Annotated in this window: 22 protein-coding genes; 13 read left to right on the top strand and 9 right to left on the bottom strand. The window is 71.2% G+C overall.

The window, feature by feature from the left end:
* Positions 1–5 precede the first annotated feature (5 nt).
* Entirely contained in the window at positions 6–1,628 is a 1,623-nt protein-coding gene (locus OG331_RS23735) for an ABC transporter permease (protein ID WP_406199465.1), read from the bottom strand.
* Complete coding sequence (locus OG331_RS23730; RefSeq protein WP_406199462.1) at positions 1,625–2,545, bottom strand: ATP-binding cassette domain-containing protein; 921 nt, start codon at positions 2,543–2,545, stop codon at positions 1,625–1,627. The genes OG331_RS23735 and OG331_RS23730 overlap by 4 nt, the downstream gene beginning before the upstream one ends.
* 73 nt (positions 2,546–2,618) lie before the next feature.
* On the opposite strand from OG331_RS23730, the gene OG331_RS23725 reads away from it, so the two are divergent.
* Positions 2,619–3,125, top strand: coding sequence for a MarR family transcriptional regulator (locus tag OG331_RS23725; RefSeq protein ID WP_328880279.1), 507 nt, complete (start codon positions 2,619–2,621; stop codon positions 3,123–3,125).
* A 61-nt stretch (positions 3,126–3,186) separates the two neighbouring features.
* On the opposite strand, the gene OG331_RS23720 is transcribed toward OG331_RS23725, so the two are convergent.
* On the bottom strand, positions 3,187–4,044 hold the full coding sequence (locus OG331_RS23720; protein WP_406199459.1) for a diacylglycerol kinase: 858 nt from the start codon (positions 4,042–4,044) through the stop codon (positions 3,187–3,189).
* 196 nt (positions 4,045–4,240) lie between these two features.
* Here OG331_RS23720 and OG331_RS23715 point away from each other — a divergent pair, with 196 nt between their 5' ends.
* Both OG331_RS23715 and OG331_RS23710 read left to right on the top strand, forming a co-directional pair.
* Positions 4,241–5,524 (top strand): adenylosuccinate synthase, encoded by a 1,284-nt coding sequence (locus tag OG331_RS23715; protein WP_406199456.1) that lies wholly within the window; start codon positions 4,241–4,243, stop codon positions 5,522–5,524.
* Positions 5,525–5,649: 125 nt separating this feature from the next.
* Positions 5,650–5,946, top strand: coding sequence for a hypothetical protein (locus tag OG331_RS23710; RefSeq protein ID WP_406199453.1), 297 nt, complete (start codon positions 5,650–5,652; stop codon positions 5,944–5,946).
* Positions 5,947–5,949: 3 nt separating this feature from the next.
* Here OG331_RS23710 and OG331_RS23705 read toward each other — a convergent pair whose 3' ends face one another.
* The 3 genes from OG331_RS23705 to OG331_RS23695 form a co-directional block, all read right to left on the bottom strand.
* Positions 5,950–6,600: a hypothetical protein gene (locus tag OG331_RS23705; protein WP_406199450.1), complete on the bottom strand. Its 651-nt coding sequence runs from the start codon at positions 6,598–6,600 to the stop codon at positions 5,950–5,952.
* A 388-nt stretch (positions 6,601–6,988) separates the two neighbouring features.
* Positions 6,989–7,696 (bottom strand): GntR family transcriptional regulator, encoded by a 708-nt coding sequence (locus OG331_RS23700; protein ID WP_406199447.1) that lies wholly within the window; start codon positions 7,694–7,696, stop codon positions 6,989–6,991.
* A 568-nt stretch (positions 7,697–8,264) separates the two neighbouring features.
* The gene (locus OG331_RS23695) at positions 8,265–9,620 is read right to left on the bottom strand and encodes an aspartate aminotransferase family protein (protein ID WP_406199444.1); all 1,356 of its coding nucleotides are present in this window, start codon (positions 9,618–9,620) and stop codon (positions 8,265–8,267) included.
* Positions 9,621–9,782: 162 nt separating this feature from the next.
* Here OG331_RS23695 and OG331_RS23690 point away from each other — a divergent pair, with 162 nt between their 5' ends.
* The 4 genes from OG331_RS23690 to OG331_RS23675 all read left to right on the top strand — a co-directional run bounded on the left by OG331_RS23690 (position 9,783) and on the right by OG331_RS23675 (position 14,630).
* Positions 9,783–10,385 carry a type 1 glutamine amidotransferase family protein gene (locus tag OG331_RS23690; RefSeq protein WP_406199441.1) on the top strand — a complete coding sequence of 201 codons (603 nt, stop codon included), beginning with the start codon at positions 9,783–9,785 and terminating at the stop codon, positions 10,383–10,385.
* Positions 10,382–10,840: a MarR family winged helix-turn-helix transcriptional regulator gene (locus OG331_RS23685; protein WP_406199438.1), complete on the top strand. Its 459-nt coding sequence runs from the start codon at positions 10,382–10,384 to the stop codon at positions 10,838–10,840. Before OG331_RS23690 ends, OG331_RS23685 begins: the two co-directional genes overlap by 4 nt.
* A gap of 89 nt (positions 10,841–10,929) precedes the next feature.
* Positions 10,930–12,903: a protein kinase domain-containing protein gene (locus OG331_RS23680; RefSeq protein WP_406199435.1), complete on the top strand. Its 1,974-nt coding sequence runs from the start codon at positions 10,930–10,932 to the stop codon at positions 12,901–12,903.
* A 173-nt stretch (positions 12,904–13,076) separates the two neighbouring features.
* Positions 13,077–14,630, top strand: a complete 1,554-nt coding sequence (locus OG331_RS23675; protein ID WP_406199432.1) for a PstS family phosphate ABC transporter substrate-binding protein — start codon at positions 13,077–13,079, stop codon at positions 14,628–14,630.
* Positions 14,631–14,658: 28 nt separating this feature from the next.
* Here OG331_RS23675 and OG331_RS23670 read toward each other — a convergent pair whose 3' ends face one another.
* Positions 14,659–15,411 (bottom strand): SLATT domain-containing protein, encoded by a 753-nt coding sequence (locus OG331_RS23670; RefSeq protein WP_406199429.1) that lies wholly within the window; start codon positions 15,409–15,411, stop codon positions 14,659–14,661.
* Positions 15,412–15,696: 285 nt separating this feature from the next.
* Between OG331_RS23670 and OG331_RS23665 the strand changes: the two genes are divergently transcribed.
* The 6 genes from OG331_RS23665 (at position 15,697) to OG331_RS23640 (ending at position 18,563) form a co-directional block, all read left to right on the top strand.
* The gene (locus OG331_RS23665; RefSeq protein ID WP_328425310.1) at positions 15,697–16,041 is read left to right on the top strand and encodes a YbaB/EbfC family nucleoid-associated protein; all 345 of its coding nucleotides are present in this window, start codon (positions 15,697–15,699) and stop codon (positions 16,039–16,041) included.
* A 99-nt stretch (positions 16,042–16,140) separates the two neighbouring features.
* Positions 16,141–16,740: a recombination mediator RecR gene (gene recR, locus OG331_RS23660; RefSeq protein WP_274241543.1), complete on the top strand. Its 600-nt coding sequence runs from the start codon at positions 16,141–16,143 to the stop codon at positions 16,738–16,740.
* Complete coding sequence (locus OG331_RS23655; RefSeq protein ID WP_406199425.1) at positions 16,733–17,392, top strand: DUF5063 domain-containing protein; 660 nt, start codon at positions 16,733–16,735, stop codon at positions 17,390–17,392. Before recR ends, OG331_RS23655 begins: the two co-directional genes overlap by 8 nt.
* A gap of 53 nt (positions 17,393–17,445) precedes the next feature.
* Positions 17,446–17,694, top strand: coding sequence for an SsgA family sporulation/cell division regulator (locus tag OG331_RS23650; protein WP_406199423.1), 249 nt, complete (start codon positions 17,446–17,448; stop codon positions 17,692–17,694).
* A 51-nt stretch (positions 17,695–17,745) separates the two neighbouring features.
* On the top strand, positions 17,746–17,940 hold the full coding sequence (locus OG331_RS23645) for a hypothetical protein (RefSeq protein WP_406199421.1): 195 nt from the start codon (positions 17,746–17,748) through the stop codon (positions 17,938–17,940).
* A gap of 119 nt (positions 17,941–18,059) precedes the next feature.
* A complete protein-coding gene (locus tag OG331_RS23640; RefSeq protein WP_406199418.1) occupies positions 18,060–18,563 on the top strand; it encodes an SgcJ/EcaC family oxidoreductase in 504 nt (167 codons plus the stop codon).
* On the opposite strand, the gene OG331_RS23635 is transcribed toward OG331_RS23640, so the two are convergent.
* Together OG331_RS23635 and OG331_RS23630 are read right to left on the bottom strand one after the other, a co-directional pair.
* Positions 18,529–19,905 carry a sensor histidine kinase gene (locus OG331_RS23635; protein ID WP_406199416.1) on the bottom strand — a complete coding sequence of 459 codons (1,377 nt, stop codon included), beginning with the start codon at positions 19,903–19,905 and terminating at the stop codon, positions 18,529–18,531. The two genes, OG331_RS23640 and OG331_RS23635, sit on opposite strands and share 35 nt — an antisense overlap.
* On the bottom strand, positions 19,902–20,609 hold the full coding sequence (locus OG331_RS23630) for a response regulator transcription factor (RefSeq protein WP_406199413.1): 708 nt from the start codon (positions 20,607–20,609) through the stop codon (positions 19,902–19,904). Before OG331_RS23630 ends, OG331_RS23635 begins: the two co-directional genes overlap by 4 nt.
* Between the last annotated feature and the right edge of the window lie 4 nt (positions 20,610–20,613).

The following is a 20,613-nucleotide window of genomic DNA, read 5'->3' as shown; positions in this document are numbered from 1 at the left end:
CCCGGTCACGTCGTCATGTCCCGCCGCCGCAACCCCGCCAGCCCCCCGGCCACCAGCACCACCGCGAGACCGGTGAGGGCCAGCACCGGCCCCCACTCCATCCCCCCGCCCGGCAGCTTCGGCAGATGCCCGAACGGGGACAGGTCCAGGACCGCCTGCGGGACATCGAGCGCGGGGCCCACCCAGCCGATCAGCAGCACCGCCCCGGCCACCCCCCACGCCGCCATCGCCGCGCGCGGGAGCAGGCCGTACAGGAGGACCGCCAGGCCGCCGACGACCCAGACCGCGGGGAGCTGGACCAGGCAGGCGCCCAGGATCGGGCCGAGCTGGTTGCCGTAGCCGACGGCGAAGCCGAGGCCGGCCAGGAGCATGATCAGGGCCGAGCCGGCGAAGGCGATCACGAGATGGCCGGCCGCCCAGCGCAGGCGGCCCACCGCGTTCGCCAGGATCGGTTCCGCCCGCATCGACGTCTCCTCGCCGTGCAGCCGCAGGACGGAGGCCACCACGTACAGGGCGGCGATCAGGCCGAGCATGCCGACCATCGAGGCGAGGAAGGCGTCGGTGATGCCGGACTGGCCGCCCATCCGCTGGAAGATCTCGCGGGCGTTGTCGTTGTCGCCGACCAGGTCGGCCACGCCGTCGGTGAGACCGCCGTAGATGACCCCGGCGAGGAGGAACCCGATGCTCCAGCCGAGCACGCTGCCGCGCTGGAGTCGCCAGGCGAGCGCGCCGGCAGTGCCGAGGCGGCCGTCGGGCGGTCCGGGCCGGGCGGGCAGGAAGCTCATGCCGACGTCCCGGCGCCCGGCGAGCTCGTACGCCACCACGCCCTGGACGACGGTCGCCCCCGCGAACAGCAGCAGGACCCACCAGCGTTCGTGTGCGAACGGCCGCAGGTTCTCCAGCCAGCCCAGTGGCGACACCCACGTCAGCGCCGACGAACCGTCGTCCGACGCCGAGTCGCCCGCCGCGCGCAGCACGAACGCGGCGCCCACCAGCCCCGCCGTCAGCCCCCGTGCCAGCCGGGCGCTCTCCGTGAACTGGGCGACGATCGCCGCGAGCGTGGCGAAGACCATGCCGACCCCGGCGAGAGAGAGCCCGAACGCCAGCGCGCCGGACGTCCCCTGGCCCGCGAGGCCGGCGGTCACCAGCACCGCCAGTACGGCATTCGCGACGGCCGCCGTCAGCAGCGCCGCCGTCAGGGAGGCCCGTCGGCCCACCATCCCGGACGCCACCAGCTCCTGACGGCCGCTCTCCTCCTCGTCACGGGTGTGCCGTACGACGAGGAGCATGCTCAGCACGGCCGCGAGGGCGCCCGCGTACACGCCGACCCGCCAGGCCGTCAGGGCGCCGATCGAGTCGCCGAAGACGGGGCCGATCAGGGCGCGGAAGGAGGCGTTGGTGGCGGTGTCCTGCACCAGGTCGGCCCGGTCGGCCGGGGTGGCGTACAGGTTCTCCAGGGTGTTCGGCATGGAGAGGATCATCAGCGCGTTCACCGCCACCCAGACCGGGATCATCGCCCGGTCGCGGCGCAGGGCGAAGCGCAACAGCGTGCCCGTGCCGGCGAGTTGGCGGGTGCCGCCGCCGGTCCGTACGGCGAAGTCGCCGGTCGTCGTGGTCGCCGTCGTCATCGGGCCACCTCGCTCATGTCGGCCTGGTAGTGCCGCAGGAACAGCTCCTCCAGCGTCGGCGGCGTCGAGGCCAGCGACCGTACGCCGGACTCGCTGAGCGACCGCAGGACGGCGTCGAGTTTGTCGGTGTCGACCTGGAGGCGGACGCGGTGGCCCTGCCCCTTCTCGATCGACTGAATGGCGAGGTCGTGGACTCCGGGCAGCTGCGCCAACCCATTGGGCGGACCGGCCAGTTCGGCCGTGACGCTGGTCCGCGTCAGATGGCGCAGGTCGGCCAGGGAGCCGCTCTCGACCGTACGGCCCTTGCGGATGATGCTGACCCGGTCGCAGAGTTCCTCGACCTCGCTGAGGATGTGCGAGGAGAGCAGGATCGTACGGCCGCGCTCGCGCTCCTCCTCGACGCAGCGCTGGAAGACCTCCTCCATCAGCGGGTCCAGACCCGACGTCGGCTCGTCGAGGATCAGCAGGTCGACGTCGGAGGCGAACGCGGCGACGAGGGCGACCTTCTGGCGGTTGCCCTTGGAGTACGTGCGGCCTTTCTTCGTCGGGTCCAGCTCGAACCGCTCGATCAGCTCGGTCCGGCGCCGCTTGTCGAGGCCCCCGCGCAGCCGGCCGTACAGGTCGATGACCTCGCCGCCGGACAGGTTCCGCCACAGCGTCACATCACCCGGCACGTACGCGATCCGGCTGTGCACCTCCACCGCGTCCGCCCAGGGGTCGCGGCCGAGTACCTGCGCGCCGCCCGAGTCGGCGCGCAGCAGGCCGAGCAGGACGCGGATGGTGGTCGACTTGCCGGCGCCGTTGGGGCCCAGGAAGCCATGGACCTCGCCGGTCTCGACGTCCAGGTCGAGGCCGTCGAGTGCATGCGTCTTGCCGAACGACTTGTGCAGTCCGGAGACGGTGATTGCCTTCGTCATGCTTCAGAACGTACGCTTCTTTCAGAAATTTGTGAAGTTAAGGAAGCGTAGAAAGCCTCGATAGGATGGGTGCATGACGGAATCAGTCGGCGCAGGGGCGGCAGGCCGGGACGCGGAGTCCGTGTCGAAGTTCGTGGAGTCCTTCGCGGCGCAGCTCGTCGAGGCCGGGATGCAGCGCATGGCCGCCCGCGTCTTCGCCGCGCTGCTCTCCTCCGACAAAGGCGTGCTGACCTCCGCCGAACTGAGCGAACAGCTCCGCATCAGCCCCGCGGCCGTCTCCGGGGCGGTGCGCTACCTGTCCCAGACGCACATGGTGACGCGCGAGCGGGAGCCCGGCTCGCGCCGCGAGCGCTACCGGGTGCACGGTGACCAGTGGTACGAGGCCCTGACCAACCGCGAGGCCGTGCTCAAGCGGTGGGAGGTGGCCCTGCGCGAGGGCGTCACCAGCCTCGGCGCCGACACTCCGGCGGGCCGCCGGCTGGCGGAGACGCTCGCCTTCTTCGAGTTCGTGGAGACCGAGGTCGCGGCGATGATGGAGCGCTGGCGGGCCCACCGCGAGAAGACCTTCGGCCAGGGCTGACCCGCCCCGCTCTCCGCACCCTCGGCGACCGCGTCCGCACCCGGCAGGCCCGCCGGCCGGCTCACCGCCCCGGCAGCATCAGCCGCAGCCCGCCCTCGCCCACGGTCCACGTCCGTCTGCGTACCGGCCCGGAGACGGCCGTGTCGGCCCGGTAGCGGAAGTGGGCGCCCGAGACGGTCACCGTCCGGCCCTCGGCCCGCAGCGGTGTGGCCTCCGCGCCGACCGAAGCGGGGCGCACCTCCACCTCGGCCACCCCGGCGAGCCCCGGCGCCACCGACACCGCCTCGACCGGCTGGTCGAGGTCCACCAGCGTCGTCCCGTCGACCTCGACCCGCAGCCGCGACGGTCCCGTCTCGGCAGGGGAGGCGCCGCGCGCCGGCACCAGGGTCCGTACGAGCGACTGACACGTCCGCAGCCAGGGCCGCCCCGCCATCGACCCCACCGCGGTGGCCCCGGCCGGCGCGGCGGGGTCCCGTATCGGCGGGATCCGCAGCGCGCCCAGCACCACCCCGTCGCTGTCGTCCACGAGCAGGTCCAGCCGCCGCTCCACCCCGTCCAGCACCGCCCGGGCCGCCGCCACCGCCCCTATGGGCAGCCCGAGGGATCCGGCCAGGGCCAGCGCACCGCCGACCGGCACCACCGACAGCACACATTCGGCCAGCTCCCGCTGCCGGTGCAGCACCGTCACCGCACGCATCAGCGCCCGGTCGTCGCCCACGACCACGGGCCGCCGAGACCCCCGTCGGGTCAGCGCCCTGGCGAATTCGTCGGGATCGTCCGGCAGGCAGACCTTCGTGGCCGCACCCGCGCTGAGCACGTCTTTCGCGATCCTGACGGACTCACCGTCCGTCCTCCGAGCAACCGGATCGATCACCACCAGCAGCTGATCGGACGTCGCGAAAGTCGCCACCTCGGCCATGCCTCGCTTCCTCGGGTAGCATCTTTGTGCAAGAGCCCCTTGCGCTATTGCGCCAGGGGCTTCGTCTATTCCGGGGCTATCCGGTCCGACGGTTCGCGGCCAACGACGGTCGCGTCCGGTCGAGGTGTACACGGTGGAAGACCTCCGCGTACACCCCTGACCTTGGACATGCCCCGCCCGGAAGGGGTGTACGCGCGTGCCCGCACTTGTGCTGCTCGGTGCTCAGTGGGGTGACGAAGGCAAGGGAAAGGCGACGGACCTGCTAGGCGGCTCCGTCGACTATGTGGTGCGCTACCAAGGCGGCAACAACGCCGGCCACACGGTAGTCGTGGGCGATCAGAAGTACGCCCTTCACCTGCTCCCTTCCGGAATCCTGTCCCCGGGGTGCACCCCGGTCATCGGAAACGGCGTCGTCGTCGACCCGTCGGTCCTGTTCTCCGAGCTGAACGGGCTGAACGAGCGCGGCGTCGACACGTCGAAGCTCCTGATCAGCGGTAACGCTCACATCATCACGCCGTACAACGTGACGGTGGACAAGGTGACGGAACGCTTCCTCGGGAAGCGGAAGATCGGCACGACCGGCCGCGGCATCGGCCCGACCTACGCGGACAAGATCAACCGCGTGGGCATCCGGGTCCAGGACCTCTACGACGAGTCGATCCTGACCCAGAAGGTCGAGGCGGCCCTCGACGTCAAGAACCAGGTCCTCACCAAGCTCTACAACCGGCGCGCGATCGCCGTCGACCAGGTGGTCGAGGAACTGCTGGGCTACGCCGACAAGCTCGCGCCGTACGTCGCCGACACGATCCTCGTCCTCAACCAGGCCTTGGAGCAGGACAAGGTGGTCCTCTTCGAGGGCGGCCAGGGCACGCTGCTCGACATCGACCACGGGACCTATCCCTTCGTCACGTCCTCCAACCCCACCGCCGGTGGTGCGTGCACGGGCGCCGGCGTGGGCCCCACCAAGATCAGCCGCGTCATCGGCATCCTCAAGGCGTACACGACGCGCGTCGGCTCGGGTCCCTTCCCGACCGAGCTCTTCGACGAGGACGGCGAGGCGCTGCGCCGCATCGGTGGCGAGCGGGGCGTGACGACCGGCCGTGACCGCCGCTGCGGCTGGTTCGACGCGGTGATCGCCCGGTACGCGACCCGCGTGAACGGTCTGACGGACTTCTTCCTCACCAAGCTGGACGTCCTGACCGGCTGGGAGCAGATCCCGGTCTGCGTGGCGTACGAGATCGACGGCAAGCGCGTCGAGGAGCTCCCGTACTCCCAGACCGACTTCCACCACGCCAAGCCGGTCTACGAGATGCTGCCCGGCTGGTCCGAGGACATCTCGAAGGCCAAGTCGTTCTCCGACCTCCCGAAGAACGCCCAGGCCTACGTCAAGGCACTGGAGGAGATGTCCGGCGCCCCGATCTCCGCGATCGGCGTGGGTCCGGGCCGGGACGAGACGATCGAGATCAGCTCGTTCCTGTGAGTCGAAGAGGGGCGCCCGCCTGGGCGCCCCTCCTTCTCCTGATGGAGCAGTGAACGGGCGGATCGTGCAGGGCGCCCATAGCGTGAGGTCGTACGGCTCAGCGACGACCGGAACGAAGGTGTGTCATGCGCGTGCTACTGAAGGCGAATATGGACACGGAGAAGGGGAACGAGGCGATCCGCGCCGGCAAGCTCCCCCAGGTGATCCAGGAGCTGATGGAGAAGGTCAAGCCGGAGGCCGCCTACTTCACCACCGAGCACGGGCTGCGCACGATGTTCCTCTTCTTCGATCTGAAGGAGCCCTCCCAGATGCCGGCGATCGCCGAACCGCTGTTCTTCGAGCTGGGCGCCAAGGTGGAGTACACGCCGGTGATGAACGCCGAGGACGTCCAGAAGGGGCTCGCCCAGCTGAAGGTCGGCTGACCGTCAGCTGAAGACGATCATCGACCCCTGCGCCAGGCTCCGCGTCGCCGCCGCGTGCAGTCCCAGCCACACGTGCCGTTCGCGGGCGAAGGGGCTCGGGTCGTAGGGGCCGGGGACCGCCGGCTCCTCCAAGGACGTGGGGGAGAGCGGGGGTTGCGGCGGCGCCGGGGGGTTGGCCGGGTCGATGCCGATGATCTGGGCCACGAACTCCAGCTCGCGCAGGAGTGCCTGGGAGGAGCCCAGGGGGCCGCCGCCCGCCAGGAGCTCGTCGTTGGCGAGCGGGTTCGGGAAGTCGACGGGGACGTAGGCGCCCGCGTGGTCGTAGTGCCAGACCAGGTGTGACTGCTGGGCCGTCGACTCGAACATCTCCAGGAGCTGTTCGTAGTCCCCGCCCAGGTCGTCGACCGGGGTCACCGGGAGGCCGCAGACCTGGAGCAGATACGCGCGGCGCAGGAAGTGCAGGGCGTCGTAGTCGAAGCCGGCGACCGGGGCGACGTCGCCGGACAGGCCCGGCATGTACTGGTACACCGGAACCGGCGGCAGCCCGGCCTCGGTCAGCACCTTGTTGTATTGCGCGAGTTCTTCGGCGAACGGGTTGTCGGGGGTGTGGCACAACACGTCGACGAGCGGTACCAGCCACAGGTCACAGGCCAAAAGAGGGCTCCTCACACAGCGGTCGGGCAGCAGTCACACGGCGTGGCAAAGGCGTAGCACAGTGGGTAGCACGGTGGTCAGGGAAGGGTAATCGGTGCGGGTCCGGGGCGGACCCCCTCATGCCGGTCTTCGTGGGGCTCTTCAGGGCCCGGGCTCTTCCGGGGCTCGTCATGCAAGTCCCCGCTCGTGCAGGTCCCATACCCACACTCCGTCCACCCACCTCTCCGGAGCGCCCACCAGCTTCTCCGATGCCGGGTACGGTCGTTCGGCGGATGAGCAAGTTGCCCGCCCGGCCCGGGAGTTCGCGCAGCCGGTGCCGGCGGGCGCCGGGGTTCCGGAGGTCGGGGGTCGCCGCACGTCGGGGCCTTTCGCAGCTCCCGCTCGTGGGTCACCCGCCCGCCAGTCGCTCGATCAGGGCGAGAGCGCTGGCGTCGTGGTCGGCGATGATCGAGCGGGCCGTGGGCAGGTCGCGGCGCATCAGGGCGTCGACCAGTTCGGTGTGCCGGGACCACAGGTGGCCGCGCAGATCGTCGAGGCGGCGCAGATGCTGGACCGCGCAGACCCAGGACTGCACGCGCAGCCGGTGCAGGAAGTCGGAGAGGTACGGGTTCCCGAAGAGGGCGCCGAGTTCGCGCCAGAAGCGCAGGTCGTAGCCGATGAGTACGGTGAGGTCGCCTGCGGTGGCGGCGCGCTGCGCCTCCTCGGCGCGGCGGCGTACCCCGACGGCGGCGGCCAGGACGCGCGGGTCGTCGGGATCCCGGTGGCCCTTCTGGTCGGTGGCCAGGACTTGGAACATGCCGTCGGTGACCAGGCCGCGGGCCTCGATGATGCCGCGGTAGTCGTCGACGGAGTACTCGTGCACGCGGAAGCCGCGGTGCTGGTCGGCCTCCAGGAGGCCCTGCGCGGAGAGGTCGACGAGTGCCTCGCGGACCGGGGTCGCGGAGACGCCGTACTGGTCGGCGATCTCCTTGACCGTGAACTCCCGGCCTGCCTGCAGCCGCCCGGACAGTACCTCGTCGCGCAGTGCGTCCGCGATCTGCTGCCGCAGGGTGCTGCGGGTCACGGAGCCGTTGCCGCCGGTGCCGGTGCCGGGCATGGTGAGGGCGTCTCCCGTCGTCGCGATGAGGTGGCGTGCGCATGTATGTCTACGAGCACGCCACCTTACGCGTTCGGCTTCCGCGTGAGATTCCCGCGACGGCCGGACTTTTCCGCCCCCGCCGCCCCTGCCCCTCCCGTCCTCCAGGGGCTGCCGCCCCTGCCCGTCCCGTCCTCCAGGGGCTGCCGCCCCTTCGACCCCGCCTCTGGGGGCTGCCGCCCCCAGACCCCCGCTGTCGGCCTGAACGGCCTCGTCCTCAAACGCCGGACGGGCTGAATTGCCTGGACCGGCGTGGAGAGGTGAAGCCACCTGCGGGTGGGTGGGGGCTGGGGATGGCGGTGGCTTGTCCTCGAACGCCGGACGGGCTGGAATGCCGGGCCGGCGCCGAGGGGCGAGGCTGTTTGATGGGCGGAGCCCCGGGTCGCTTTTCGAGTTCGGCCTCTTGGCTGACCGAGTCGGGTGGTGGGTGGATGAGGCTGGGGGTCTGGGGGCGGAGCCCCCAGGGGTTTCGAGTCCAGCCTCCTGGCCGACCGAGACGGGTGGGCCGGTGGGCAAACCCCCTGGACGCCTACTCCACGTACCCGTCCGCCACAGCCAGCGCAGCGTCCAGCGCCGCGAGGCCCTCCTTCAGTTCCGCCTCCGTCACGTTGCAGGGCGGGACGACGTGGGTGCGGTTCATGTTCACGAAGGGCCAGATGCCGCCCGCCTTCGCGGCGGAGCCGAACGCGGCCATGGGGGCGTTGGCCTCGCCCGCCGCGTTGTAGGGCACCAGCGGCTCGCGGGTCTCCCGGTTCTTGACCAGTTCGAGCGCCCAGAACATGCCGACGCCGCGGACCTCGCCGACGGAAGGGTGACGTTCGGCCAGCTCACGCAGCGCGGGTCCGACCACGTCGGAGCCGAGCCGGGCGGCGTTCTCGACGACGCCCTCCTCGGCCATGACGTTGATCGTCGCGACGGCGGCCGCGCAGGCCAGCGGGTGCCCGGAGTAGGTCAGACCACCGGGGTACGGCCGCTTCGCGAAGGTCTGTGCGATGGCCCCGGAGATGGCCACGCCGCCCAGCGGCACGTACCCGGAGTTCACGCCCTTGGCGAAGGTCATCAGGTCGGGCGTGACATCGAACAGGTCCGCCGCGAACCACTCACCGGTCCGCCCGAACCCCGCCATGACCTCGTCCAGGATGAAGACGATCCCGTACTTGTCGCAGATCTCGCGGACGCCCGCCAGATAGCCGGCCGGCGGAATCATGATCCCGGCCGTCCCGGGAACCGTCTCCAGGATGATCGCGGCGACGGTCGACGGGCCCTCGAAGGCGATCGTCGTCTCCAGGTGCTCCAGCGCCCGCGCGCACTCCTGCTCCTCGGTCTCGGCGTAGAACCGGGAGCGGTAGAGGAAGGGCGCCCAGAAGCGCACGACACCGGCCGCGGCACTGTCGGAGGCCCAGCGGCGCGGGTCGCCGGTGATGTTCACGGCCTGCTGCGTACCGCCGTGGTACGACCGGTACGCCGACATCACCTTCGGCCGCCCGGTGTGCAGCCGGGCCATCCGTACGGCGTGCTCCACGGCGTCCGCGCCGCCGTTGGTGAAGAAGATCTTGTCCAGGTCGCCCGGCGTCCGCTCGGCGATCAGCCGCGCCGCCTCGGACCGGGCCTCGACGGCGAAGGCGGGCGCGAAGGTGGTCAGGTGTGCGGCCTGCTCCTGTATCGCGGCGACGACCTTCGGGTGCTGGTAGCCGATGTTCGTGTAGACGAGCCCGCTGGTGAAGTCGAGGTAGCGGTTGCCGTCGTAGTCCCAGAAGTACGACCCCTCCGCACCGGCGACGGCGAGCGGGTCGATGAGTTCCTGAGCGGACCAGGAGTGAAAGACATGCGCACGGTCCGTGGCCTTCACGGCGGCGCCGACCTCGGGATTTGGCTGAGGGGTCATGCGGCCGAGCGTACGGGTGGGCCCTTCCGGCGCGATATCGGCGTCCTGTCTGCGGTCGCTGGGTTTCCGCGACAGATTGTCGACGCCCATACAACCCGCCCGTTGACAGTAAGCTGTCTAAGTGACAGGATGTTGTCATCTTCGAGGTCTCCAGGAGGAGCCATGAGCAAGCCCGTGTACCTCGCCGTCTACAACACGCTGGCCGACTGGGAGCCGGGCCACGCCACCGCCCAGCTCGCCCGCGCCGGATACGAGATCCGTACGGTCGGCCCGACCCGGGAACCCGTCACGACCGTCGGCGGGCTGCGCATCCAGCCCGACCTGGCCCTGGACGACGTACGGCCCGCCGACGCGGCCCTGCTGATCCTCCCGGGCGCCGACCTCTGGGACACGGGCGACGAGCTCGCCCCGTTCGCCCGCAAGGCGCGGGAGTTCCTGGACGCGGGTGTGCCCGTCGCGGCGATCTGCGGGGCGACGGCCGGGATGGCGCGCGAGGGGCTGCTCGACGACCGGGACCACACCAGCGCGATCTCCTTCTACCTGGCCGCGACCGGCTACGGCGGCGGCGAGCGGTACGTCGAGGCCGACGCCGTCACCGACGGCGGGCTCGTCACCGCCGGCCCGACCGAACCCGTCGCCTTCGCCCGGGAGATCCTGCGGCTGCTGAAGGTGTACGACGACGAGGCCGTCGACGCCTGGTACCGCCTCTTCCACGACTCCGACGCCGAGGCGTACGCCGTACTGGAGAAGGCCGGAGTTCTGTGAGCGAGGAACGCCAGGATCTGCTGAGCCGCAGCGCGCTCGGTGTCTTCAGGCTCAACGGCCAGTTCCTCGCGGTCGCCGAGGAACTGGCCCGGCCGGCCGGGCTGACGGCGGCCTGGTGGCAGGTGCTGGGCGCGGTGCTCGGCGAACCCCTGCCCGTCGCCGGCGTCGCCCGCGCCATGGGCATCACCCGGCAGAGCGTGCAGCGCATCGCGGACCTGCTGGTGGAGAAGGGGCTCGCCGAATACCGGCCGAACCCCGCGCACCGCCGGGCGAAGCTCCTCGCGCCGACCGAGGAGGGGCGCGCGGCGATCTCCAGGATCAACCCCGGGCACGCCGCCCTCGCGGACCGGCTGGCCGACGCCTTCGGGGACGCGGAGCTCGCCGAGGCCGTACGGGTCCTGGAACGGTTGTCGAAGGTCCTCGACGGGATCGACGCTCCCGTTACCGAACCGTAGACGCCGCCCCGCTCACCTCCCGGTATGCCGCACTATCGTGGGGCCGTCGCGTAGGCGGGGGCTTGCGTGGGTGGGGTTGGGGGCGAGCGATGGAGAAGCTGGGGTCGGGTGATCCGCAGCAGATCGGGGCTTATCGGCTGCTGGCGCGGCTGGGAGCGGGCGGCATGGGGGACGTGTATCTCGCCCGCTCCGACCGCGGCCGTACCGTCGCCGTGAAACTCGTCCGGCGGGAACTGGCCGCCCAGGAGGAGTTCCGGGCCCGGTTCCGGCAGGAGGTGCAGGCCGCGCGGCAGGTCGGCGGGTTCTGGACCGCGCCGGTGCTGGACGCGGACACCGAGGCCGACGTGCCCTGGGTCGCCACCGGGTATGTCGCCGGGCCCAGCCTGCAGCGGGTCGTCGGGCGCGACCACGGGGCCCTGCCCGAGCGCTCGGTGCGGATCCTGACGGCCGGGCTGGCGCACGCGCTCAAGGACATCCATGCCGCGGGGATAGTGCACCGGGATCTGAAACCGTCCAATGTGCTGGTCACCATCGACGGGCCCCGCGTGATCGACTTCGGGATCGCCCGGGCGCTGGAGACGGTGGGCGGCGAGAGCGGGCTCACCCGCACCGGCGCGCTCGTCGGCTCACCGGGGTTCATGGCGCCCGAGCAGGTGCGGGGGGACCGGATCACGCCCGCGTGCGACGTGTTCTGCCTGGGCTCGGTGCTCTCGTACGCCGCGACCGGCAGGCTGCCCTTCGGCTCCGTCGACAGCGGCGCGCACGCCCTGATGTTCCGCATCGCCCAGGAGGAACCCGACCTGGAAGGGGTGCCCGAGGGGATCGCCGAGCTGGTGCGGGACTGCCTGCGCAAGGACCCGGGCGCCCGGCCGACACTGGACCGGATCCTGGAGCGCACGGGGGCCGAGGACACCGTCTCCGGGGGGCGGTCCCGGGATCCGTGGCTGCCGAGTGCGCTGGTGGCGCAGCTGGGGCGGCATGCGGTGCGGCTGCTGGACACGGAGGATCCGGTCGGGCCGGGGGAAGCCGGCGGAGCGGAGGGGTCCGCGAGGCCCGGAGGTGCGGACGGGCCCGCGCGTCCCGGCCCGGCGGAGGGTGGCTCCGGGGAGCCGACCCCCGCGGCCTCGCCCGAGCACGCCCCGGCCGCCGGGGCGACACCGCCGGACCAGCTCCCGACCGCGGCCGCGACCCGGGTCGGCCCGCCGCCGGGGCCGGGTGCCCCGCCCGGGGGCGCCTTCGGAGACGCCGCCGCCCCTGGCGGCACCCCGGCCCACCCGGCCTACGGCTCTCCGCAGCAGCACCCGCAGCAGCCGGCGTACGGCTACCCGGAGCCCGGCCCGCACTTGCCCCACGGCCCGGCCCCGTCGTACGGCGCCACACCCTCGTACGGCCCGAACCCGCCGTACGGTCACGGCTCGTCGTACGGCCCCACCCCGCCGTACGACGTACCCCTGCCGTACCTTCCCACCGCCCCCGAGGAGCCCCGCCGGAGCGGTCGTTCCACGGTGGCCCTCGTCCTCATCGCGCTGGTCGTCGCCCTTGCCGCCGGTGGTTCGGTGTACGGGCTGATGAACGGCGGCGGTGAGGAGCGGACCGGCGGTGATCCGACCGTCTCCCCGACCGTCACCACCGACACGACCGGCTCCGGGGGCGACGACCCGAACGCCCCCACCCCTTCCCCGAGCCCGACCACCTCGGCGCCGGGGGACGGTGTGATCCCGCCCGGCTTCCTGGGCACCTGGACGGCCTCGATCGACAACGCGGGCGGCGCGAACACCCGCCGGCTGACCATCCGGCAGGGCGAGGTCGGCGACACGGTTCTCTCCCTCGTCGCCGACGGTCCCGCCGGAACCGGCACCTACCACTGCGAGTTCGAGGCGGACCTGACCCGAGCGCCGGTCGGGAACGGCCCGTTGGCGATGGGCCCGTCCACCGTGACGACCGGCGAGCCCGCCACCTCCTGTTCACCGGGCGGCGCCACCGAGATCACGCTGCTGCCGGACGGCAGGCTGGAGCGGGTGAACACGAGCAGCGGGGAGAAGCTGACGTACCGGAAGCAGTAGCGGGCGCAGTAGCGGGAGCAGTGCCCAACCAGTGGTGTGATTCCGGTGAACGCCCCTTTCCTGTGAGCTAGTTGAACAAACCGCGAACTCCCGCAGGAGTCGGTCGTATGTTCCCCTGCGCGTGCGTACGGTGACCCCACCATCCGACTCCGGGGAGTAGCGGGGGCACCCACATGGAGTGGCTGAGCGCAGAAAACGTCGTGGCCATCGGGACGGCGGTCATCGGCGTCGTCGCGTCCGGTGTCATGGTCTGGTACGAGCGCCGGGTGCCGCGCCGCAAGCGGATCGGCTATCGCGTCCAGATGGACAACGCGATCGGCGACGACGTGCGCTCGGGCCGGGAGAACCGGCGCCTGGGCCTGTTCGACGAGGCGCCGGGCATGGTCGACGCCACGCTGGTCCTGCTGCGCATAGAGAACGACGGCTCGCAGAGCATCGACCGCGACGACTACACGAGCCCCGAACGGCACGGGCTGACCGCGGTGTTCACCGACCGCACCATTCGCGGTGTCTCGGTCACGCAGCCGACCGACATCGACCACATCATGGACCACTTCAGCGCCGACCGCGGCTTCGGCTACGACGGCAACCGGCTGCGCATCCCGCGGGTGCCGCTCAATCGCGGCGACTACTTCAAGCTGCTCGTGCTGCTCTCCGGCGGTGACGTGGGGCGCGAGATACGGCTGTACGGCGGGATCCGGGAAGGCGAGGTGCACCCCAACCGCAGTGCCACCCCGGACGAGAAGGAGAACGTCTTCAGCCTTCCGGCGCGGGTGTTCACCGCCCTGCTCACGGCGTCCGTGCTGGTGCTCGCCGGGATCGTCGTCTTCCGGGACGGCAATCCGATCGAGTGCGCGCGGGGTGGGCTGACGGTGACCGGCTCGACCGCGTTCGCGCCCGTGATCGAGACGCTCGCGAAGGACTACGAGGGCAAGTGCCAGGGTGCCGACATCACGGTCGAGGCGCGCGGCAGCGAGCTCGGTGTCGTCGAACTCGACGCGCTGGCGGGCCGGTCGAAGGACAGCGCCCGTTCTGTGATCGCCTTCTCGGACGGGCCGTCGGGGGAGCGGCTGGGGCTGCGGGGGAAGAAGATCGCGCTGTCGGCCTACACGCTGGTCGCAGGCGAAGGGAACACGTTCGCGGCGGCGGGGTTGTCGGTGCGGCAGGTGCGGGAGCTGTATGCGGGGACGTACACCCGCTGGGGACAGCTGATGTCCGAGGCGGAGCGGGAGACGACGTACCGCGACCTCGCCGACCTGCCCATCGTCCTCGTCAGCCGGGGGGACAACTCCGGGACCCGGCAGATCTTCCAGGAGCGGGTGCTGGACGGGCGGTGGGAGAGTGCGCCGAGTACTTCCCTGGACTGCCGGGAGAACCCCTCGGTCGTCGTGCGCTGCGAACTCGCCTCCACCGGCGATGTGCTGAAGAAGGTCGCGGCAACGCGAGGCGCCATCGGCTACAGCGAACTCGCCCTCGCCGAGGCCGCCGAGAAGGACGGCGTGGCCAGGGTCCCGCTGGACGGCAAACAGGCCGACATCGACGAGATCGAGACCAACGGCAGCACCTATCCGTATCGCGACGTCGAGTACGCCTACACCTACGGCACCCCGCGCAACGGGACCCTCGCCGCCGGCTTCCTCGCCCACCTCGACGAGGAGACGAGCCGGCAGGCGATCCGCGACAAGGGGCATCTGCCGTGCCGCCAGGCGATGCCCCTTTGCGAGTGACTTCGCCGGTCCAGGGGGCGAGGGAGAGTCACCGGATCTCCGGAGGACGTTGGCGCGGCATGTTGGGGCGGGTGCCGTTCGCCGGGGAGGCGGGGAAGCGGCCCAAGGCCGTGCCCGTGTCGTGGCGGGTGCCGCCGGCCAGCGCGGACTGGATACCCAGCGGCGCGGACCCCGTCCGGAACTCCACCATCCAGTCGGACGTCTCCGCACGGACCAGGTCCGTCACGTCCTCGCAGAACCGCCGCAGCACCCCCAGGCACCGCTCGGCAGCCTCACCCGCCGTCCCCTCGGCCGGCCCCAGAACCTCCCGCACGCTCTCCGTCGCCCAGTCGAACTGCAGCGCCTGCAGCCGCCGCTGCACCGCCTGGGCCGTGGCGACGTCCCTTATCCACCCGGACGTCAATCCGAAGAACCGGTCGGCCGCGACGCACGCCACCGCAAGCAGCAGCGCCAGGTATCCCCAGGGAGCCGCCCCGCTCGCCGCCCCCGTCAGATCCAGCAACGGCAACGCGGCCCCGACGACCGCCCCGAACGCCGCCCCGCCCCGCAACGCCCGCGCCCCCCGCCGCTTCCACACCCGGTCCGCCAGATACCACGCGGCCGTGTTCAGCGCCCCCCGCTCCACCCACCGGTACAGCTCGTCCAGCCGCACCGCCGGCTCTCCCCAGTCCCCGAGCGGAAAGGCCCGACCCGTCAGATCGCCCGGCCGCAGTCCGGCCGCCCCTTCGCCGCCCCGCCCGTCCTGTGGCGACCTGTCGGGCTGCATCTCCGGCTGACCCACCCGGCACTCCCTACTGATCACGGTGTGTGACCGCACGTACGACCCGGGTACGACCACCGCGCCGCACGGAACGTCACGCAACACCTGAAGCTGACGCGCCGGACCCTTCCTACCGCCCAATGGGTGGCGAAGAGATGCCTTTCGCCTCTTTTCCGCCCGGAAGGGGGTCTTGATCAGGTATAGGACTCCAGTTCCTCTCACTCGAAAGAGTGCCGGGGCGACGGCTGCCCGGACCACGTAGGCTCGTGCTGAACGGGAAAGCCGTACAGAGGCAAGGAGCTGATCGTGATCCCCGGTGGTGGCCAGCCCAACATGCAGCAGCTGCTCCAGCAGGCCCAGAAGATGCAGCAGGACCTGGCGAGGGCGCAGGAGGAACTGGCGCAGACGGAGGTCGAGGGCCAGGCGGGCGGCGGCCTGGTGAAGGCCACGGTGACGGGTTCCGGCGAACTTCGGGCGCTCAAGATCGACCCGAAGGCGGTGGACCCGGAGGACACCGAGACCCTCGCCGACCTGGTCATCGCGGCTGTACAGGCGGCCAACGAGAACGCGCAGGCGCTCCAGCAGCAGAAGCTGGGCCCGCTGGCCCAGGGCCTGGGCGGCGGCAGCGGCATCCCGGGCCTGCCCTTCTGACGCCGCGGTGTTGTCCGGCTTGTCTTTCTAAGACGGCCCGGCGCCAACTACCGTACGTACCGTAAGGAACCCGCAGGACCCAGGAAGGACGGCAGTCCGTTGTACGAAGGCGTGGTCCAGGACCTCATCGACGAACTGGGGCGGCTGCCCGGCGTCGGTCCCAAGAGCGCGCAGCGGATCGCCTTCCACATCCTGCAGGCGGAACCGACGGACGTACGGCGCCTCGCGCAGGCCCTGATGGAGGTCAAGGCGAAGGTCCGCTTCTGCGCGACGTGCGGGAACATCGCGCAGGAAGAGCTGTGCAACATCTGCCGGGACACGCGCCGCGACCCGGCGGTGATCTGCGTGGTCGAGGAGCCGAAGGACGTCGTGGCGATCGAGCGGACCCGCGAGTTCCGCGGCCGTTACCACGTCCTCGGCGGCGCGATCAGTCCGATCGAGGGTGTCGGCCCGGACGACCTGCGTATACGAGAACTTCTCGCGAGGTTGGCCGACGGGACGGTCACGGAGCTGATCCTGGCCACGGACCCGAATCTGGAAGGCGAGGCCACGGCCACGTACCTCGCCCGCATGATCAAGCCCATGGGCCTGAAGGTCACCCGCCTGGCCAGCGGCCTCCCGGTGGGTGGCGACCTGGAATACGCGGACGAGGTCACCCTCGGCCGCGCCTTCGAGGGGAGACGACTCCTAGATGTCTGACGCCACGCTGCACGCGACCGAGCAGAACCCGGACGACTTCGCGGTCCAGATCTCGGACCAGATCGAGAGCTTCCTGGTCGCCGTCACGGAAGTGGCGAAGGGCGACGAGCCGGGCTCGACCGTGCCCTTCCTGCTCCTGGAGGTCTCCCAACTCCTCCTGGCCGGCGGCCGGCTGGGCGCGCACGAGGACATCGTCCCCGAGGAGCGCTACGAGCCCGACCTGGGCCCGGAGCCCGACGTCGACGAACTCCGCGAGAACCTCGCCCTCCTGCTGGACCCGGTGGACGTCTACTCGGAGGTCTTCGACCCCTACGAGCCGCGCAGGGCCCCGGTTCCGGCCCGGATCTCCGACGACCTGGCCGACGTCATCACCGACCTGCGCCACGGCATGGCCCACTACCGCGCCGGCCGCACCACCGAGGCCCTGTGGTGGTGGCAGTTCTCCTACTTCTCCAACTGGGGCTCGACGGCGTCGGCGACCCTGCGCGCCCTGCACTCGGTCCTCGCCCACGTCCGCCTGGACCAGCCGCTGGCGGAGCTGGACGGCCTGGACACCGACCAGGGCGTGGGCGACGAGACCCTGGAGTTCGAGGCCGGCAAGGTGATGGAGCAGGAGATCGTGGAGCCGCTGGGGCTGCGCCCGGCGAAGTAGGTGCTCCGGCGGGTGTGACGCGAGTTGCAGAACACGGCTTCTGAACCGGCGTAATGCGTCGGGCCCTCGGGAGGTCTCACAGGCACGCGCAACGGCCGCCCCGGCCGACGTGCCCGCCCCCGGACAGCGAGGTCACGACCTGGACGTTCGCCCGCGTGCTGCTGCGCGAAGGGCTGCGCGCGCCCGCCGGGTTCGGCAGTGTGCGGGTCCGGCCGCGGACTCCAGGACGGGGTGTAGCCCGCTACACCTCCCCTTCGGCAGTGCACTCCCTCGTGGCGGACCTCGGCACGCGGGATCGTTGATCGCACCAGGTCAACGGCCGTCGAACCGGCCCCGCCCCGAAGGAAACCGTCGTGAAGACCCTGCTCTCCTCCCGCCCCGTCCTGTGGTTCCTCTTCCTCTTCAACGCCGTCGTCGCGGCGGCCGCCCCCTTCGTCGTCGACGGCACGCAGGGCGTCATGACCGCCGTCGGCATGGGGGTCGTATCGCTCGGCGCCGGGGTCGAGTTGGCGCGCGGGCGCGGTCGCAGCAAGGCTGCCGCTGTGTGAACGGGCGGGCGCGCAACGTGAATTGGAGAGCTGTTGTCCCGGGCCTGTACGTGCGCTGCACGGGCCCTAACCGGTGCCGGGCGAGTCTGGGGTCACTTCCACCAGACCCTGGAGATGCGATGACTCGTCGTTCCATCAGCAAGCGCGTAGCCCTTGTCACCGCCACCGCAGTTGCAGCCGTAGGCACCGTCACCGCCGGTGCCGCGGTCGCCGGGCCCGGATGGGGCGACGGGAAGCCCAGCAAGGAGCAGGTGGCCGGCCTGTTCGACCAGTGGAACAGGACGCTGCAGACCGGCGACCCGGAGAAGGTCGCGGACCTGTATGCGAGCGACGCGGTCCTGCTGCCCACCGTGTCCAACCAGGTCCGCGCCGACCATGCCGCGATAGTCGACTACTTCGAGCACTTCCTCGCCAACAAGCCCGTCGGCAAGAAGATCGAGACGCACATCAACGTCCTCGACAACAACTCCGTGATCGACGCCGGCACCTACCAGTTCACGCTCACCGACCCCGAGACAGGGGAGAAGAGCGTCGTCAAGGCCCGCTACACGTACGCGTACGAGAAGCGCGGCGGTGAGTGGCTCATCGTCAACCACCACTCCTCGAAGATGCCCGAAGGCTGATCCGTACGGACAGCCCGCTCCCGGGGGCGTCGCCCAGGGCCACCGTCCCGCCGTCGTCGGTCACCAGTTGCTTGACGACGGAGAGGCCGAGCCCCGAGCCCGTGCGCCCGGTCAGGCCCTTGCCACGCCAGAAGCGGTCGAAGGCACGGGACTTGTCGGTGTCCGGCATGCCGGGGCCTTCGTCGTCCACCGACAGCACCACCTCGTCGCCCCGCGGCTCCACCCGGACCGTGATCGTGCCGCCGTCCGGTGACACCTCCAGGGCGTTCGAGAGCACGTTGTCCAGCACCTGTTCCATGTGACCGGGGCTGGTCAGCACAAGCAGCCGGCCGTCGGCACTCCCCCTGAGCGCGATGGTGACTCCGCGCTCGTCGGCGGCCGGCCTCCACACCGCCAGCCTCTCCTGCACGATGTCCCACAGGGCCAGCGGCTCCGCCGCGGTGACCTTCGCCTCCGCCCGCGCCAGGACCAGCAGGCCGTTCACCAGGCGGCTCATCCGGACGACCTCCGCGGTCGCCTGCTCCACGTCCTCCTTGACGAACTCGTCGTCCACACCGTCCGCGATGTTGTCCAGCGACAGCCGCAACGCCGTGAGAGGGGTCCTGAGTTGATGCGAGGCGTCCGCGACGAAGATGCCCTGCGAGGCGATCAGGGTGTCCAGGCGTTCCGCGCCCTGATTGAGGGTGCGGGCCAGCGTCTGTGTCTCCTGCGGGCCGGTGACGGGCGAGCGGGCCGTGAGATCGCCGTCGCTGAACTTGCTCGCCATGTCGTTGAGTTGGCGCAGCGGACGGGTGAGGCGGCGGGCCACCACGACGCCGATCACGGCGGCCACGCCCAGGACGAGCACGGCGAGGATCGCGCGAAAGCCCCAGATCTGCCACAGGCGGCTGGTCATCTCGCCGGTCGAGTACTTGATGCGTACGGCGCCGACGACCGGGCCCTTGTCGTTGTCGCCGGCCGTGGCCCCCTCGTGCGCGGGGACGGTGACGACCAGGTGGTCACCCCAGATGAAGTCGGAGCCCCAGTCGACCGAGGACTCGCCCGATCGCAGGGCCCTGGTCAGTGCCGCGTCCGCCGTGGGCCGCGGCAGGTCGGCGGCGCAGCCCGCGGTTGGGGTCACCTGGATCTCGTCCTCGTAGGCGTTGGCCACCTCCTCCAGGGCCTCGCACGCCGCGCTCTCGTCGTTGCCGAGCAGCAGGGCCATGGCGTCGGCCTCGCGCAGGACGGACGCCTTGGTGTCGTCCCGGAGCTGGTCGGTGAGCGTGAAGGCCACCGGCACGGTGAACAGGGCGATGGCGACCGCGACGAGCAGGACGTAACTGCGGACGAGCTGACGGATCATGACGTGCCGTCGCCCCCGCCGCTCCCGCCCCCGTCACCCTTGACGATCTCCAGCCGGAACCCGACCCCCCGCACCGCCTCGATCGTGATCGCCCCCGCCAGCTTCCGCCGCAGCGCCGCCACATGCACGTCCAGCGTCTTCGTCGGGCCGAACCAGTTCGCGTCCCAGACCGCCTCCATGATCTGCTCGCGCGACATCAGCGCCCCGGGCTCCTCGGTGAGGAAGGCCAGCAGGTCGTACTCCTTGGGCGCGAGGGCCACCTCCGTGCCGTCCAGGCGGACGCGCGCGGCCTTGCGGTCGATGGTCAGGCGGGGCCCGTAGTGGTCCGGACCGGTCTCGGCGGACGTACGGGGCCGGGCGCGCCGCATCACCGCCCTTATCCGTGCGATGACCTCGCGGACCCCGAAGGGCTTGGAGACGTAGTCGTCCGCGCCGAGCTCCAGCCCGACCACCCGGTCCGTCTCGTCGCTGCGCGCGCTGATCACGATGATGGGCACGTCGCCGCGTCGGCGCAGGGCCTTGCAGACGTCGAGTCCGTCGGTGTCGGGGAGGCCGAGATCGAGGAGTACGACGTCGTAGCGGTCGTCGTGACTCAGCGCCGCGCTGCCCGTGGTAACCCAGGCAACCTCGAAGCCGTACCGCAGGAGTCCTCGCCGGAGCGACTCGGCGACCGGTTCGTCGTCTTCCACCAGAAGTACGCGCACAGGG

It is taken from the genome of Streptomyces sp. NBC_01017, assembly GCF_045162795.1.
GTDB classification, from domain to species: domain Bacteria; phylum Actinomycetota; class Actinomycetes; order Streptomycetales; family Streptomycetaceae; genus Streptomyces; species Streptomyces machairae.
The sequence above is the reverse complement of the archived record's forward strand: the minus strand, read 5'-3'. Positions and strand labels throughout refer to the sequence as shown.

Excerpts from the sequence above, each read along its gene's own strand:
- OG331_RS23735 (WP_406199465.1), bottom strand. The coding sequence starts at position 1,628 with ATGACGACGGCGACCACGACGACCGGCGACTTCGCCGTACGGACCGGC.
- OG331_RS23730 (WP_406199462.1), bottom strand. The coding sequence starts at position 2,545 with ATGACGAAGGCAATCACCGTCTCCGGACTGCACAAGTCGTTCGGCAAG.
- OG331_RS23725 (WP_328880279.1), top strand. The coding sequence starts at position 2,619 with ATGACGGAATCAGTCGGCGCAGGGGCGGCAGGCCGGGACGCGGAGTCC.
- OG331_RS23720 (WP_406199459.1), bottom strand. The coding sequence starts at position 4,044 with ATGGCCGAGGTGGCGACTTTCGCGACGTCCGATCAGCTGCTGGTGGTG.
- OG331_RS23710 (WP_406199453.1), top strand. The coding sequence starts at position 5,650 with ATGCGCGTGCTACTGAAGGCGAATATGGACACGGAGAAGGGGAACGAG.
- OG331_RS23700 (WP_406199447.1), bottom strand. The coding sequence starts at position 7,696 with ATGCCCGGCACCGGCACCGGCGGCAACGGCTCCGTGACCCGCAGCACC.
- OG331_RS23695 (WP_406199444.1), bottom strand. The coding sequence starts at position 9,620 with ATGACCCCTCAGCCAAATCCCGAGGTCGGCGCCGCCGTGAAGGCCACG.
- OG331_RS23690 (WP_406199441.1), top strand. The coding sequence starts at position 9,783 with ATGAGCAAGCCCGTGTACCTCGCCGTCTACAACACGCTGGCCGACTGG.
- OG331_RS23680 (WP_406199435.1), top strand. The coding sequence starts at position 10,930 with ATGGAGAAGCTGGGGTCGGGTGATCCGCAGCAGATCGGGGCTTATCGG.
- OG331_RS23675 (WP_406199432.1), top strand. The coding sequence starts at position 13,077 with ATGGAGTGGCTGAGCGCAGAAAACGTCGTGGCCATCGGGACGGCGGTC.
- OG331_RS23655 (WP_406199425.1), top strand. The coding sequence starts at position 16,733 with ATGTCTGACGCCACGCTGCACGCGACCGAGCAGAACCCGGACGACTTC.
- OG331_RS23650 (WP_406199423.1), top strand. The coding sequence starts at position 17,446 with ATGCGTCGGGCCCTCGGGAGGTCTCACAGGCACGCGCAACGGCCGCCC.
- OG331_RS23640 (WP_406199418.1), top strand. The coding sequence starts at position 18,060 with ATGACTCGTCGTTCCATCAGCAAGCGCGTAGCCCTTGTCACCGCCACC.
- OG331_RS23635 (WP_406199416.1), bottom strand. The coding sequence starts at position 19,905 with ATGATCCGTCAGCTCGTCCGCAGTTACGTCCTGCTCGTCGCGGTCGCC.